Origin of the sequence: Burkholderia pyrrocinia, assembly GCF_018417535.1 — a bacterium.
Lineage (GTDB): Bacteria > Pseudomonadota > Gammaproteobacteria > Burkholderiales > Burkholderiaceae > Burkholderia > Burkholderia pyrrocinia_E.
This window is the reverse complement of the sequence record NZ_CP070978.1, coordinates 938,000-952,455: the sequence shown is the minus strand read 5'-3', so window position 1 is coordinate 952,455 and position 14,456 is coordinate 938,000. Positions and strand designations below refer to the sequence as shown.

The window sequence follows — 14,456 nt, the reverse complement described above, 5'->3', positions numbered from 1 at the left end:
AAAAATGCGGCTGACTAGAAGGGGCCCCAATGCATCGCGACGCCGGTCGCAATGGCGACGATGCAGATGGCGAACCAGGCAATCAGCAGCGGCATGACGAAACGTACCCACTTGAAGTACGGGATGCCGGACGTTGCGAGGACAGCCATCAGGACACCGGAAGTCGGGTTGAAGCAGTTGATGAAGCCTTCGCCGAGCAGCACGGCCTGCACCGTGACCTGTCGGGTCAGGTGCAACGTGTCGCCAAGCGGCGCGAAGATCGGGACGAGCACCGCCGATTCGCCGGACCCGGACGAGATGCCGACATGTATCAACGCGGCGCTCAGGAACATGCAGATCGCGGCCAGTGTGGAATCGAGCGGTGCGAGCATGCCGGCGAGCGTGTTGACGATCGGGTCCATGATTCTGCCGTCGCCGAGCACGATCGAGATGGCCCGCGCCATGCCGACCACGAGCGCGCCCTTGACGAGCCCGCCGCAGCCGTGGAGGAACGTGTCCGCGATCGAGCCCGGACGCATGCCGCTCACGATCCCGGCGGCGATCGCCATGACGAGAAACATCGCGATCATTTCGATCTCCGCCCAGTTGCGCGTCGACGAACCGTAGACGAAAACCGCCAGGCAGACGAGCACGATGCCGACGACGGCGAGTTGCCGGGCGTCGAACCGTCGCGTGGACAGGGGCGACAGGGTACCGGCCGCCCGGATCGCGGAGTCGGAAACCGTTGCGTCGTTCGTTCGACGGGCACGGATGCGTACGACGAGGAAAATGACGGTGGCCGCCAGAAACGCGACATAGATGCACACCCGGAACGTCATGCCGGAAAACATCGGCAGGCCGGCCAGGCGTTGCGACAATCCGGTCGTTACCGGGTTGAGGATGCCCGTGTTGAAGCCGGCATACGTGCCGAGATAGATCATGCCGGCGCCGGTTTCTTTTGGCAGTTGCATCGACTCTGCGAGCAGCAGTCCGAGCGGGACGAACGCGACGACCGAATTCGTCACCACGCCGAGTGTGCCGAGCAGCGAAAAAATGCAGCAAACGACGACGACGGCGGCGTACGATCGTGTGCGCTCCCCCGGTGCGACCAGCGCGAGTGCGCTGCGGACGGCGCCCGTCGATTCGAGTACGGCCAGTGCGCCGCCGGTGAACAGGATGAGAAAGATGATGGGCGCGGAAGTAGTCATCCCCTTGGCCAGCGCGACGAACATCTCGCCCGGCATCACGCCGTGCCGGGCAACCGGTTTCAGGCTGTTCGGAACGACGAAGCTGATACCGTTGCTGGCCGTTCGCGCAAACTCGCCTGACGGCACGACCCAGGTCGCGATGGCGGCCGCCACCAGCATGACGAACAGCAGCACATAGGGGCTGATCGGCTCCTTGCCGTCGCGCGCGCGGGTGGGCTGGCGCGGTTGCTGCGTGCCGTCGACCGGCCGGCTGGCGTCGTTCATGTTGCTCCTCCGTTGATGTGCTCGAGTGGTAAGCCACCCTGTTTTCAGTCCGGCGCGGGGTGTCTGCCTGCCCGGGCCGGCTCCGGGGCGGAGTATCGGCGAAATTCCGTCTGGAAAGTTGCTTCCATCGCTGCGAAAATGTTGCATTGAAGGCAACACTGGAGCCAGCATTGGATACGGTCGAACGGAGTCTTTCGGAGCGCACGCTGCAATATCTGGTCGCGATCGCAACGTACGGCGGAATGCGTCAGGCGGCGCTCGGTCTGGATGTGAACGTGTCGACGATCAGTCGGCAGGTTGCCCTTGCCGAGCGCGAGCTTAGGCTGTCGCTGGTGACCCGTCGCGGGCGAAAAATGGAGTTGACGGAAGCGGGGCAGATGGCGGTCGATTATTTTCGCGACTGCGAACGCAGCGCCCGCCGGTTTCGTGCGCAGCTCGACGAATATCGCGGCCTCAAACGGGGGCAGGTCACGATCGCCGCCGGCGAAGGGGCGGTTGCGAGCCTGGTCTCGATGGTCCTCAAGCCTTTCCTGGAAAAATATCCGGGTATCACCGTGGAGTTGCGCACCGGTTCGCTTCCGCAGCTCTTGTCGATGACACGGGAGGATCAGGTCGATATCTGCGTATCGATCGGTACCACGACGGATCCGACATTGAACGCGCGCCTGTTCCAGAGCGAGCCCATCTGCGCGATCTTCTCGGTAGATCATCCGATGGCGTCGCGCAAATCGATGAAGATGGAAGCGCTCGCCAACGAGCGCCTGGTCTTCATGCCCGCCGAGTTCGGGCTGCAGGCCCATGTCGATGCGATCCTCGCCGATATCGGGCGCACGTATGTGCCTGCATTCCGTTGCGACCGGTTTTCGACGGCAGTCGCGATTGCGGCGCAGAATCTCGCCGTTGCGTTCATGACACGCGGGGCGGCCCAGGAGAGGATCGCGGCGGGCCAGGTCGCCGCGGTGCCGCTCGATCATCCGATCGCACGCTCGTTCGATCGCTATGTGGTCACGCGTGCGGGGCGGCGACTCGGTCCGGCCGCGAACTATCTGCGACGGGAAATCGTGAGGTTGATGTCGACCGTGTAGCGACGAAAGGGGGCTATGACCTTCGTTCCACCGCCACTCGACGAAGATGCAAAAAAAGGACCCCGCACGCCGACCAAAGCATGCGGGGCCAAGAGAGACAAACCGTTGCGACGATGCGCTGACGTGCGTTACGCGGCGACCGCTTCTTCGGCCTGCGGCTGAGCGGCGGCAACCGGCGTCACGTCCTGCCGGATCAGGTGGTCGAACGCGCCGAGCGATGCCTTCGCGCCTTCGCCGACCGCGATCACGATCTGCTTGAACGGCACCGTCGTCACGTCGCCGGCCGCGAACACGCCTGGCACCGACGTCGCGCCGCGCGCATCGACGACGATCTCGCCGTGCTTCGACAGTTCGATCGTGCCTTTCAGCCATTCGGTGTTCGGCACGAGGCCGATCTGCACGAACACGCCTTCGAGATCGATGCGCTGCGTTTCGCCCGAGCGCAGATCCTTGTAGACGAGCCCGTTCAGCTTGCTGCCGTCGCCGGTCAGCTCGGTCGTCTGCGCCTGCGTGACGATCGTCACGTTCGGCAGGCTGCGCAGCTTGCGCTGCAGCACTTCGTCCGCGCGCAGTTGCGCGCCGTATTCGATCAGCGTGACTTCCTTTACGATGCCGGCGAGGTCGATCGCGGCCTCGACACCCGAGTTGCCGCCGCCGACCACGGCGACGCGCTTGCCCTTGAACAGCGGGCCGTCGCAGTGCGGGCAGTACGCGACACCGCGATTGCGGTATTCGCGCTCGCCCGGCACGTTGATTTCACGCCAGCGCGCGCCGGTCGCGAGAATGATCGTCTTCGCCTTCAGCACCGCGCCGTTCGCGAGGCGAATCTGGTGCACGTCGCCCGGGATCAGCGCGTCGGCGCGCTGCACGTCCATGATGTCGACGTCGTATTGCTTTACGTGCTGCTCGAGCGCGGTCGCGAATTTCGGCCCTTCGGTTTCCTGCACCGACACGAAGTTCTCGATTGCCATCGTATCGAGCACCTGGCCGCCGAAACGCTCGGCAACGACGCCCGTCGCGATGCCCTTGCGCGCCGAGTAGATCGCAGCGGCCGCACCTGCCGGCCCGCCGCCGACGATCAGCGTATCGAACACGGGCTTGTTTTCGAGCGACTTCGCGGCACGGGCGCTCGCACCCGTATCGAGCTTCGCGAGGATTTCCTTCACGCTGATGCGGCCCTGGCCGAACGATGCGCCGTTCAGGAACATCGTCGGCACGGCCATGATCTGGCGCGACTCGACTTCATTCTGGAACAGCGCGCCGTCGATCGCGACGTGACGGATGCGCGGGTTGATCAGCGACATCACGTTCAGCGCCTGCACGACTTCCGGGCAGTTCTGGCACGACAGCGAGAAATACGTTTCGAACGCGTAGTCGCCGTCGAGCGCACGGATCTGTTCGACGACGTCGTCGTCGAGCTTGATCGGGTGGCCGCCCGTCTGCAGCAGCGCGAGCACGAGCGACGTGAATTCATGGCCCATCGGAATGCCGGCGAAGCGGATGCCGGCCGGCTTGCCGGGCTCGCCGATCGAAAACGACGGCTTGCGCTCGGCGTCGTCGCGGCGTTCGGTCACGGTCACGCGATCCGTCAGCGACGCAATCTCGTTCAGCAGCGCATGCAGTTCCTGCGATTTCGCGCTGTCGTCGAGCGAGGCGACGAGTTCGATCGGGCGCGTGATCTTTTCGAGGTACGCTTTCAGTTGGGTCTTGAGATTGGCGTCGAGCATGGCGTTTCGGATTCCGTATTAATGATTATGGTCGGGCACGTCGTGCCGGAGGAGGGCGCGGGCCGCGCGATGCGGCGGCCCGCCGTCGCGCGCCTCGTGCGAGGCGCGCGGAGCGCTCGTCAGATCTTGCCGATCAGGTCGAGCGACGGGGTCAGCGTTTCCGCACCCGGCGTCCACTTGGCCGGGCACACTTCACCCGGGTGCGCCGCGATGTATTGCGCAGCCTGCACCTTGCGCAGCAGTTCGCCTGCGTCGCGGCCGATGCCGTTGTCGTGGATTTCGCACAGCTTGATCTCGCCTTCCGGGTTGATCACGAACGTGCCGCGCAGTGCCATCCCTTCTTCCTCGATCAGCACGTCGAAGTTGCGCGACAGCGCGAGCGTCGGGTCGCCGATCATCGGGTACTTGATCTTGCCGATCGTGTCCGACGTGTCATGCCATGCCTTGTGCGTGAAGTGCGTGTCGGTCGACACGCCGTAGATTTCGACACCCAGCTTCTGGAATTCCGCGTAACGGTCGGCGAGGTCGCCCAGCTCGGTCGGGCAGACGAACGTGAAGTCGGCCGGGTAGAACACGACGACGGACCACTTGCCCTTGAAGTTCTCTTCGGAAACGGACACGAAATCGCCGTTGTGGTATGCGGTTGCCTTGAACGGCTTGATTTGGGTGTTGATGATCGGCATCTGGTGAGTTCCTTTGCTTCAGTGGTGAGTGGAGTGTTGCCAGTATCCGGGTTCACCCTGACTTTGTGAAATTGCTTGTTTCAATCCGGGGCATCGGGAATTTCTATCTGCTTCCGGCCCTTGATTGTGCGGGGCGTGCGGGGAGGCGCTTTTGACGGATGGGCGGGCGGGGTGGAGGTGGAGACCTGAGCAAGGTGCCCGGCGCCTGAGTGGCCTCGGGCGCAATACAATCCGAAGCAAGCCGGGTGAGGGCCTTCACCTGCGGACAGCCGATCTATCTGAACAACGCGGGATCCCATGAAGAAAAGCCTGATCGTCCTGGACGAAATACCGCCGTCGTTTCCCGATCTGATTGGAGACGGGCTGGCCGAATTCAACACGGTGTCGAAAGGGCCGTCGAACTACAGGGATCTGGCGATCTCGGTCGGCGACACGGACGACTGCGCCGGAGGATTGGTCGGCTACACCGCATGGGGATGGCTGTTCGTCCAGTGGCTGTGGGTCGCGGAGCACGCACGCGGCCAGGGGTATGCGTCCGGCCTGCTCGTGCGCGCGGAGCAAGTCGCGGCGGAAAGAGGGTGTGCAGCCGCGTGGATCGATACCTTCAATCCCGATGCGAAGCGGCTGTACGAGCGATTCGGCTATGTCGTGTTCGGCGAGCTGGCTGATTTTCCGGCTGGGCACACGCGATACTTTTTGCAGAAGCGGTTCGGGGCGATTGCTTCGAGTTGAATGGGCTCATTTGTCGCGATGAGGCGGGTGGCATGGCATCAAACGACGAACAACGCCACGGCAGATCGATTCCGAACCGCGCAGAAGGGTGTTCGAACGGCGGATGCCGACGCGGGCGTTCACCACTCCGAGCGCAAAATTTCCTGACTGGTGACCGCGCGGCCTTTCCATAGACCGAACACCTCGTCGGGAAGCGACTTCCTGTGCCGTGCGATATAGGCGTCGATTGCATCGCGAATGATCTTGGCTCGGGAGCTGTTCTTGATCGCCGCAATGGTGGTCAACGCGGCATGCTGGTCATCCGATAGATCGACCGGAATTCTGTTCATTGCATCCTCCGTTACGTGACTCGCACATCATGACTATCCGGTCGGGCAAGCGCAAGGTTGCGGCATAGCCGATGCGCGTGCAGCCTCCCTGATCAGTGGACCGACGGCGCAGCGGCGGCCGGGCCCGCTCAGATCCCCGCCATCTTCCTCAACCACTCCGCGAGCCGCCTTGCCCCGTCCGGCATGTCCGCATCCTCGCGCGTGCACAGGTAGTAATCGCGCCCGTCGTCGAGCGCGTGATCGAACAGCTTCACGAGTTCGCCGTTCGCCAGTTCGCGCTCGACCAGCGGCGCGCGCAGCAGCGCGGCGCCGAGATCCGCGCGCGCGGCGCTCAGCGTCAACTGGCCATCTTCGAACATCGGCCCCACTGCATGCGACACATGCCGCACGCCGGCGCCTTGCAACCAGTTGACCCAGGTGCTGCGATCCTCGTCGTGCACGAGCGGTGCATGCGCGAGATCGGCCGGCGTGCGAAACGGCCCGTGGCGCTTCAGGAACGACGGGCTGCACATCGGCACCATCGCGCCCGGCAGCAGCCGCTCGCAGCGATAGCCGGGCCAGTCGCCGGTGCCGAAGCGGATCGACAGGTCCGACGCATCGCTTCGATAGTTGCGGTGATGCGCATACAGCACGGTCACGTCGACATCCGTGTTGTCGGCCAGGAACGCGTGCAGCCGCGGAATGAACCAGCCGATGCCGAGCAGCGGAATCAGGCTGACGGTGATCTGCCGCAGCGACGATCGGTCGCGCACGAAGCGCGTCGCGCTGCGCAGCACCGAGAACGCGGCGCTGATCGAGCGGTAATAGTCGCGCCCTTCGTCGGTGAGCGCGAGCAGCCGGCCCTCGCGCACCGTCAGCGGCGTCTGGATGAACGCTTCGAGCAGTTGCAGTTGATGGCTGACCGCCGACGGCGTGATGTCGAGTTCGCCCGCCGCCGCGGTAACCGACCCGAGACGCGCAAATGCTTCGAACGCACGCACCGCGCGCAGTGGTGGATCGTGCGGCAATTGTTCGATATTTTTCATGTGTCGAATTTTATCGAAAAGTCAGGGTAAGCGACAGCCGGAAAATATCTTGCGTTTACAAAGTGTTGAGTTAATGTATCGAGAACGGAATAAGCATCCAACAATTGAGTATTTGGGGTGTGGTTGCTGAATATTTAATATTTTTCATGTTTTGATCCGATCCACTGATCCCCGCACATGAAAATCGCCTTCCTTCACGCCAGCCTCGTTTTCTCGGCGGCCGCCCTGGTCGCCTCCGCTCCCGCGTTCGCGCAGTCCGCGCCGCAGACGATCCTGATCGGTCTCGCCGCGCCGCTTACCGGCCCGTCCGCGCGTATCGGCAAGGACCTGCAGAACGGCGCGCAACTCGCGATCGACGACGCGAACGCCAAGCATCCGACCATCGGCGGCAAGCCGGTCGTCTACAAGCTCGTCGCGGCCGACGACCAGTCCGATCCGCGCACGGCCGTCGCGGTCGCGCAGCAGCTCGTCGACCAGCACGTGATCGGCGTCGTCGGTCACTGGAACACGGGCTGCAGCGTGCCGGCGTCGCGCGTCTATCGCGATGCGGGTATCGCGCAGATCGCGCCGGCGTCCACCGGCCATCAATACACGCAGCAGGGCTACGCAACGGCGTTCCGCATCATGGGCCACGACGATGCGGGCGGCAACTTCACCGGCGCGTATGCGGTGAAGACGCTGAAGGCGAAGCGCATCGCGGTGATCGACGATCGCACGTCGTTCGGCGCGGGGCTGGCCGATCAGTTCATCAAGGGCGTGCAGGCGAACGGCGGCGCGATCGTCGATCGCCAGTACGTGAACGACAAGACGACCGACTTCAGCGGCGTGCTGACCGCGATCAAGGGCAAGCGCGCGGATCTCGTGTTCTTCGGCGGCCTCGATGCGCAGGCCGCGCCGATCGCGCGCCGGATGCGCCAGTTGAGCGTGAACGCACCGCTGCTCGGCGCGGGCGGCTTCGTGAGCCAGACCTTCCTGTCGCTCGCGGGCAAGGACGGCGACGGCGTGACGGCACTCGAACCGGGCCTGCCGCTCGACCGGATGCCGGGCGGCAAGTCGTTCGACACGCAATACCAGGCGCGTTTTCGCGCACCGATCGAGCTGCACGCGCCGTTCGCGTACGACGCGGCGGCCACGCTGATCGCGGCCGCGCAGAAGGCCGGTACGACGCAACCGGCGAAGCTGGTCGCGGCGGTCCGTGCGATCGACCGGCCCGGCGTGACGGGGCGGATCGCGTTTGACGGCGAAGGCAACCTGAAGAACCCGGCCTTCACGATCTACCAGGTGCGCGGCGGCAAGTGGACCGTCGTCGACGTGCTCGGCGGCACGCGCACCGCGACCCAATAAACGATACAGACGATCCCCATGAACGAACCGACCCGGACATCCGCCGCCGCACCCGAGGACACGCGCCTCGGGATCCTCGCGCGGCGCCGCATCGAAGCGGAAATCATCAAGCCGATCTACGAGATCATGAAACGCGAGTTCGGCGCCGAGCGCGCGCAGGCCGTGATCGCGGAAGCCGTGCGCGGCGCGGCCGTCGACGCGGGCCGCACGTTCGCCGCGCAGGAGCCGGACGGCACGAGCGTGAAGTCGTTCATCGCGCTGCAGGTGCTGTGGGAGAAGGACGACGCGCTCGACGTCGAGGTGCGGCGCGCGGACGATGCGCACTACGACTACGACGTGCATCGCTGCAGCTACGCGGAGATGTATCACGCGATGGGGCTCGGCGAGATCGGCCACCTGCTGAGCTGCGCGCGCGACAGCTATTTCATCCAGGGCTATGCGCCGAACATCGCGCTTACGCGCACCAGCACGATCATGCAGGGCGGCAAGCGCTGCGATTTCCGCTACGCACTGCAGAGCGCGCCGGAGAACGGCGATGCGTGACGACAACGTGCGCACGCCGCGCGTCGACGGCGACCGCCTGTGGGCGTCGCTCGACCGGATGGCGCAGATCGGCGCGACACCGAAGGGCGGCGTCTGCCGTCTCGCGCTGACCGATCTCGATCGCGAGTCGCGCGACCTGTTCGTGCAGTGGGCGCGCGACGCCGGGTGCACGGTGCGCGTGGATCGGATGGGCAATGTGTTCGCGCGCCGCGCGGGCCGCAATCCCGACGCTGCGCCGGTGATGACGGGCTCGCACGCCGATTCGCAGCCGACGGGCGGCCGCTACGACGGCATCTACGGTGTGCTTGGCGGGCTCGAGGTCGTACGTGCGCTGAACGACGCGGGCATCGAGACCGAACGCCCGATCGACGTCGTGATCTGGACCAACGAGGAAGGCTCGCGCTTCGCGCCGGCGATGGTCGCGGCCGGCGTGTTCTCGGGCGTCTATACGCTCGAATACGGGTTGTCGCGTACCGACAGCGCGGGCAAGACGATCGGCGAGGAACTGGAGCGAATCGGTTACGCGGGCGCCGAGCCTGTCGGCGGTTATCCGGTGCACGCGGCGTACGAGCTGCATATCGAACAGGGCGCGATTCTCGAGCGGGCCGGCAAGACGATCGGCGTCGTGACGGCCGGGCAGGGGCAGCGCTGGTACGAGGTGACGCTCACCGGTGTCGATGCGCACGCGGGCACGACGCCGATGGATTTCCGTCGCGATGCGCTGGTCGGCGCCGCGCGGATGATCTCGTTCATCGACGTGCTCGGCCGCCGTTACGCGCCGTACGCGCGCGCGACGGTCGGGATGATCGAGGCGCGGCCGAATTCGCGCAACACGGTGCCGGGCGGCTGTTTCTTCACGGTCGAGTTTCGTCACCCCGACGACGCGGTGCTCGACGAACTGGACGCGGCGCTGCGCGCGGAACTCGCGCGCGTGGCCGCCGAGACCGGCCTCGGCGCGCAGATCGAACGGATCTTCAAGTACCCGCCGATACCGTTCGCGCCGCGCTGCATCGACGCAGTGCGTGACGCGGCCCGGGCGCTCGGGCTGTCGCACATGGATATCGTGTCCGGCGCGGGCCATGACGCGTGTTATGTCGCGCGCGTCGCGCCGACTGGAATGATCTTCGTGCCGTGCGTCGACGGGCTGAGCCACAACGAGGCCGAAGCGATCACGCCAGAATGGTCGGCGGCGGGCGCCGACGTGTTGTTGCGCGCGGTGTTGCAGAGCGCGCAGGAGGCGTGAGCTTGACAGCGGCGTCTTACTTGCCGGCCTTGCGCCGCGCCATATACGCGAGATACGCGACGATCTGGTCGAGTTCCCGGTCGCTCAACTGATCGGGCGGAAACGCCGGCATGCTCCGGCCCGGCCAGTCGCGCACCGACGCCGGGTTGCGGATGTAGCGGCGCAGCGCGGCGGGCTGGAAGTAGTCGACCGGATTCATCGGTGCGTTCAGGTCGGGGCCGGCATGGCTGCTGCCCGCGCCGTCGAGGCGGTGGCACGCGAGACATTGCGTGACGAACAGGTGCTGGCCCGCGCGGGCTGGATCGTTTTCGGGCAACGCGGAATCGACGGCGAGCGACGGCCAGCGCGCGACGGGCGACGATTCGATCGTGACGCGCACGATCTGATAGGGCCACTGTTCGCCGCGCACCGACGACGCGTCCGGCCCGAGCCATACGAGATAGAACGGCCCCGCGCTGACCTGCTTGCCGGGCAGCTTCGGCCACGGATGGGCCGGTTCCTCGATCGCGAGCCATGCGACGGCGCCGGCCGGCGCGCGGCGGCGCACGAGATCCAGCGGCAGTTGCGCGGCGAAACCGTCGGCCGCGCGCGTTTCGAGCACGCCGTCGGCCGGCAGCGGCGTGTCGCCGAGCAGCGCGGCGAACGGCACGGCGCGGAACGTCATCGGTCGGCCGTACGCGATGTCGCGCGGCACGTGGATGTCCGTCGCATCGGGGCGCGCGAGCAGCGTCTGCCGTGTGAGGGCACGGGCCGTGCCGTCGGTCTCGAGTTCGAGCGTGGACTGGGCCGACGCGCGTTGTCCAATCAGGCAAACCGTCAGCAGCACAAGCGAAAACCACTGGCGCTTCAGCATTCGTTCTCCGGGAAAGGGCGTTCCGGCGGCGGCAGGACGCGGAAGCCGCGGCCGATGGAAGGAATCGGGCGACAGTCTATCCGGTACGCGCGGCGCTGGCGACTTCGGCGCGGGAAAGGCGGGGCGGTCATGATCGGACAGGCCCGCGACAGCGGGCCCGAATACCGGGCTGCCGAATTGGCGAGGTATCGTCGTCGCGCGGTTCGGACAGGAACAGGACGAAGGGCCGTGTGGCAGAACACACGGACTGCCCGCATTCACGACATTGGCGTTACCGAACCGTCGTCAATGACTCGTACACGGCACTTCGTTCTTCGGCAACGGCGTGTCCCGCTCCGGCTCGAAATCGGCTTCGCGCGTGCCCGCCGGTGTCAGCGACACGAAATGCATCGTCGCGCCGCGCGCCGGGAAACCCGCGATGCCCGTCGTGCCCCACGGAATCGGCGAGCGCTGCGCGCCGCTCACCGAAATGTCCGCCGGCGCAAGTGCCAGCGTCAGCAGCCGCCCGTCGCGGGTCGGCACATACGCATGCGTGCCGGAGATTCCGATGCCGGATTCGCGCACCGACGCGGGCAGGCAGTCGAGCGTCGCCGTGCGATGGCCGTCCGGGTCGATCAGCATCGCGACGCCGCGATCGTCCGCGGTCGTCGTGACGACGATGAAGCGGTCGATCGCCGGCACGTAAGCCGACGCATACACGTAGTACCGGATCGCGTCGTTCAGCGGCCCGAGCTTGTCCAGCTTCGCCGTGACCGGATCGAATACCGCGTATTCGAGCGTCGCGTCCGTACTGCCTTCGATGAATTTCTGCCAGACGAGCAGCGCGTTGCGCGGCGAGGCCGCGATCACGGGCCACCACTCGCGGCGGTGCGGCGCGACCGCGACGTGGTTCAGCACGCGCCCGGCCGCATCGTAGGTTTTCAGGTAGACGCCGTTGCCGGTGCCGAGGTTGTCGACGCCGCCGCCGTCGATCCAGTCGGCGGAATAGAACACGACGAAGCGTTCGCCGACCGTCGCAACATGCCCCGAGTGGCCGCCCGACTCGACGTCGTTCGGGTAGGGCTTGACCGGCTTCAGGTCGCGGCGGTAGACGCCGTAGCGCTGGCTGACTTCCTGCGGCGCGTTCCAGCCGTCCTCGAACGTGACGAAGATGTCGCCGCGCGCGTTCTGCGCGATCGACACGGGTTCCTGCGCCTCGGGGCGGCTGATGAACGGTCGGACGTGCAGCAGGTGCGGCTTGCCGGGCAGCCATTCGCCGACGTACACGTCGTGCGGCCAGTTGCCGTTGCGCATCGCACCGCGCGGCACGATGCCCGAGCTGCTGAAGAACACCCAGCGCTTGCCGTTGCCCGCGTCGGCCACGCCGATGCCGTGCATGAAGCGCCGCGGGTCGCCGGTGTCCTGTGGCGCGGCCGAAGCCTGAACGGTGACCGTATGCATGGCCGGCGCGACGGCGCGGGCCGGCGGCGGCGCCGCGACGATGCAGCACGCGCCGCAGAGCGCAGCCGCGACGAGACGTGCCGCGTTCGGCCGCCCCGCGGGCTGCGCCGGGCGCCTTCGCTCCGTCATTCGACGGTCACCGATTTCGCGAGGTTGCGCGGCTTGTCGACGTCGGCGCCGCGCGCGCAGCCGACGTGATACGCGAGCAGCTGCAGCGGGACCACGTTGACGATCGGCGACAGCAGGTCGCCCGATTCGCGCATGCGGATCAGGTGTGTATCGCGATCGACGTCGATCTCGAGCTGGTTGCCGGCCAGCACATAGAGCCGCCCGCCGCGCGCGCGCACCTCGGCCATGTTGGACTTCAGCTTCTGGAACAGGCGGTCGTCCGGCGCGATCGTGACGACCGGCATCGCGCTCGTGACGAGCGCGAGCGGGCCGTGCTTCAGCTCGCCGGCCGCATAGCCTTCCGCGTGGATGTACGACACCTCCTTGAGCTTCAGCGCGCCTTCCATCGCGATCGGGAAATGAATGCCGCGCCCGAGGAACAGCGCGTTCTCGGTGCGGGCGAATTTCGCGGCCCAGCCCATGATCTGCGTTTCGAGCGCGAGCGCGTGGCCGATGCGGCCGGACAGCGCGCGCAATTGCTTCAGGTGCAGCGCGGCGTGCGCCGCGTCGAGCCGGCCGCGCAACTGCGCGAGCGTCAGCGTCAGCACGAACAGCGCGACGAGCTGCGTCGTGAACGCCTTGGTCGACGCGACGCCGAGCTCGATGCCGGCCCGCGTCAGGAACCGCAGCGGCGCGTTGCGCACGATCGTGCTGGTTGCCACGTTGCAGATCGCCATCGACAGTTCCTGGCCCATCTCGCGCGCACGCTCGATCGCGCCGATCGTGTCGGCCGTCTCGCCCGACTGCGAAATGCCGACGACGAGCGTGCGCGGATCGGCCACGGTGTCGCGGTAGCGGAATTCGCTGGCGACCTCGACCTGCGCCGGCACACCCGCGATGCTTTCGAGCCAGTACTTCGCGGTCAGGCCCGCGTAGTAGCTGGTGCCGCAGCCGAGCAGCAGCACGCTCCTCACTCTCGACAGCAGCGCGCGCGTGCTTTCGCTCGCGTCGAACAGCGCCGGCGAGATCGTGTCGATGCCGTCGAGCGTGCTGGCGATCGCCTTCGGCTGCTCGAAGATCTCCTTCTGCATGAAGTGCTGGTACGGGCCGAGCGCGGCGTCGCCGTCGCGGGCCTTCACTTCGCACAGCGGGCGCTGAGCCTCGCGCCCGCCCGAGTCGACCACCGCGATGCGTTCCGGCGTGATCAGCGCGACGTCGCCGTCTTCCAGGTAGACGAAGCGGTCGGTCAGGTCGCCGAGTGCCGCGCAGTCCGACGCAAGGTAGTTCTGTTCGGCGCCGATGCCGATCACGAGCGGCGAGCCGGCGCGCGCGGCGACGAGCCGCTGCGGCTCGCGCGCGCTCAGGACCGCGATCGCATACGCGCCGTGCAGCCGCTTGACGGCGCGCACGACCGCGTCGAACAGGTCGTCGCGATAGACGCTGTGGATCAGGTGTGCGATCACCTCGGTGTCGGTTTCGCCGCGAAACGTGTAGCCGCGCTGCCGCAGCTCGGCGCGCAGCGCGTCGTGGTTCTCGATGATGCCGTTGTGCACGACCGCGATCGTGTCGCCCGACATGATCGGATGCGCGTTCATTTCCGACGGCGCGCCGTGCGTCGCCCAGCGCGTATGCGCGATGCAGGTCTGCGCTTCGAGGCCGAGCGTCAGCACGCGATCCTGCAGGTCCGTCACGCGCCGCAGCGTGCGTTCGCTGCGCAGGCGGCCGCCGTCCTGCACGGCGATGCCGCACGAATCGTAGCCGCGATACTCGAGCCGGCTCAGCGCATTGACCAGCTGCGGCACCTGATTGTTCAGGCCGCTTGCTCCGACGATTCCACACATGATTCACCTCGTCCACAAGAAGTTGCCGGCCTGCCGGCGATGCATGGCAGCG

Annotated in this window: 13 protein-coding genes; 5 read left to right on the top strand and 8 right to left on the bottom strand. The window is 66.4% G+C overall.

The annotated features are described in order from the left end of the window. Nucleotides 1-14: 14 nt before the first annotated feature. The gene (locus tag JYG32_RS22335) at nt 15-1,622 is read right to left on the bottom strand and encodes a YfcC family protein (RefSeq protein ID WP_249744845.1); all 1,608 of its coding nucleotides are present in this window, start codon (nt 1,620-1,622) and stop codon (nt 15-17) included. On the opposite strand from JYG32_RS22335, the gene JYG32_RS22330 reads away from it, so the two are divergent. Then, nucleotides 1,622-2,536 carry a LysR family transcriptional regulator gene (locus JYG32_RS22330; protein WP_213267001.1) on the top strand — a complete coding sequence of 305 codons (915 nt, stop codon included), beginning with the start codon at nt 1,622-1,624 and terminating at the stop codon, nt 2,534-2,536. The genes JYG32_RS22335 and JYG32_RS22330 overlap by 1 nt on opposite strands. 128 nt (nt 2,537-2,664) lie before the next feature. On the opposite strand, the gene ahpF is transcribed toward JYG32_RS22330, so the two are convergent. Together ahpF and ahpC are read right to left on the bottom strand one after the other, a co-directional pair. Continuing rightward, entirely contained in the window at nt 2,665-4,263 is a 1,599-nt protein-coding gene (gene ahpF / locus JYG32_RS22325; RefSeq protein ID WP_213267000.1) for an alkyl hydroperoxide reductase subunit F, read from the bottom strand. A gap of 119 nt (nt 4,264-4,382) precedes the next feature. Then, nucleotides 4,383-4,946, bottom strand: coding sequence for an alkyl hydroperoxide reductase subunit C (gene ahpC / locus JYG32_RS22320; RefSeq protein ID WP_213266999.1), 564 nt, complete (start codon nt 4,944-4,946; stop codon nt 4,383-4,385). 297 nt (nt 4,947-5,243) lie between these two features. On the opposite strand from ahpC, the gene JYG32_RS22315 reads away from it, so the two are divergent. Then, entirely contained in the window at nt 5,244-5,678 is a 435-nt protein-coding gene (locus JYG32_RS22315) for a GNAT family N-acetyltransferase (RefSeq protein ID WP_213266998.1), read from the top strand. A gap of 119 nt (nt 5,679-5,797) precedes the next feature. Here JYG32_RS22315 and JYG32_RS22310 read toward each other — a convergent pair whose 3' ends face one another. Together JYG32_RS22310 and JYG32_RS22305 are read right to left on the bottom strand one after the other, a co-directional pair. Then, a complete protein-coding gene (locus tag JYG32_RS22310) occupies nt 5,798-6,007 on the bottom strand; it encodes a ribbon-helix-helix protein, CopG family (RefSeq protein WP_213266997.1) in 210 nt (69 codons plus the stop codon). Nucleotides 6,008-6,135: 128 nt separating this feature from the next. Beyond that, nucleotides 6,136-7,032 (bottom strand): LysR substrate-binding domain-containing protein, encoded by an 897-nt coding sequence (locus tag JYG32_RS22305; RefSeq protein WP_174380996.1) that lies wholly within the window; start codon nt 7,030-7,032, stop codon nt 6,136-6,138. Between the two features lie 177 nt (nt 7,033-7,209). Between JYG32_RS22305 and JYG32_RS22300 the strand changes: the two genes are divergently transcribed. From JYG32_RS22300 to JYG32_RS22290, 3 genes are read left to right on the top strand one after another with little or no spacing between them, the layout of a single operon-like run. Continuing rightward, entirely contained in the window at nt 7,210-8,376 is a 1,167-nt protein-coding gene (locus tag JYG32_RS22300) for a branched-chain amino acid ABC transporter substrate-binding protein (protein ID WP_213266996.1), read from the top strand. 18 nt (nt 8,377-8,394) lie between these two features. Continuing rightward, nucleotides 8,395-8,919, top strand: coding sequence for an L-2-amino-thiazoline-4-carboxylic acid hydrolase (locus JYG32_RS22295; protein WP_213266995.1), 525 nt, complete (start codon nt 8,395-8,397; stop codon nt 8,917-8,919). Beyond that, nucleotides 8,912-10,162, top strand: a complete 1,251-nt coding sequence (locus JYG32_RS22290) for a Zn-dependent hydrolase (protein WP_213266994.1) — start codon at nt 8,912-8,914, stop codon at nt 10,160-10,162. Before JYG32_RS22295 ends, JYG32_RS22290 begins: the two co-directional genes overlap by 8 nt. Before the next feature lie 16 nt (nt 10,163-10,178). Here JYG32_RS22290 and JYG32_RS22285 read toward each other — a convergent pair whose 3' ends face one another. From JYG32_RS22285 to glmS, 3 genes are all read right to left on the bottom strand, one after another. Continuing rightward, nucleotides 10,179-11,015, bottom strand: coding sequence for a c-type cytochrome (locus JYG32_RS22285; RefSeq protein ID WP_213266993.1), 837 nt, complete (start codon nt 11,013-11,015; stop codon nt 10,179-10,181). Between the two features lie 285 nt (nt 11,016-11,300). Next, nucleotides 11,301-12,584, bottom strand: coding sequence for a hypothetical protein (locus JYG32_RS22280; protein WP_213266992.1), 1,284 nt, complete (start codon nt 12,582-12,584; stop codon nt 11,301-11,303). Continuing rightward, the gene (gene glmS, locus JYG32_RS22275) at nt 12,581-14,404 is read right to left on the bottom strand and encodes a glutamine--fructose-6-phosphate transaminase (isomerizing) (RefSeq protein ID WP_213266991.1); all 1,824 of its coding nucleotides are present in this window, start codon (nt 14,402-14,404) and stop codon (nt 12,581-12,583) included. Before glmS ends, JYG32_RS22280 begins: the two co-directional genes overlap by 4 nt. Nucleotides 14,405-14,456 lie beyond the last annotated feature (52 nt).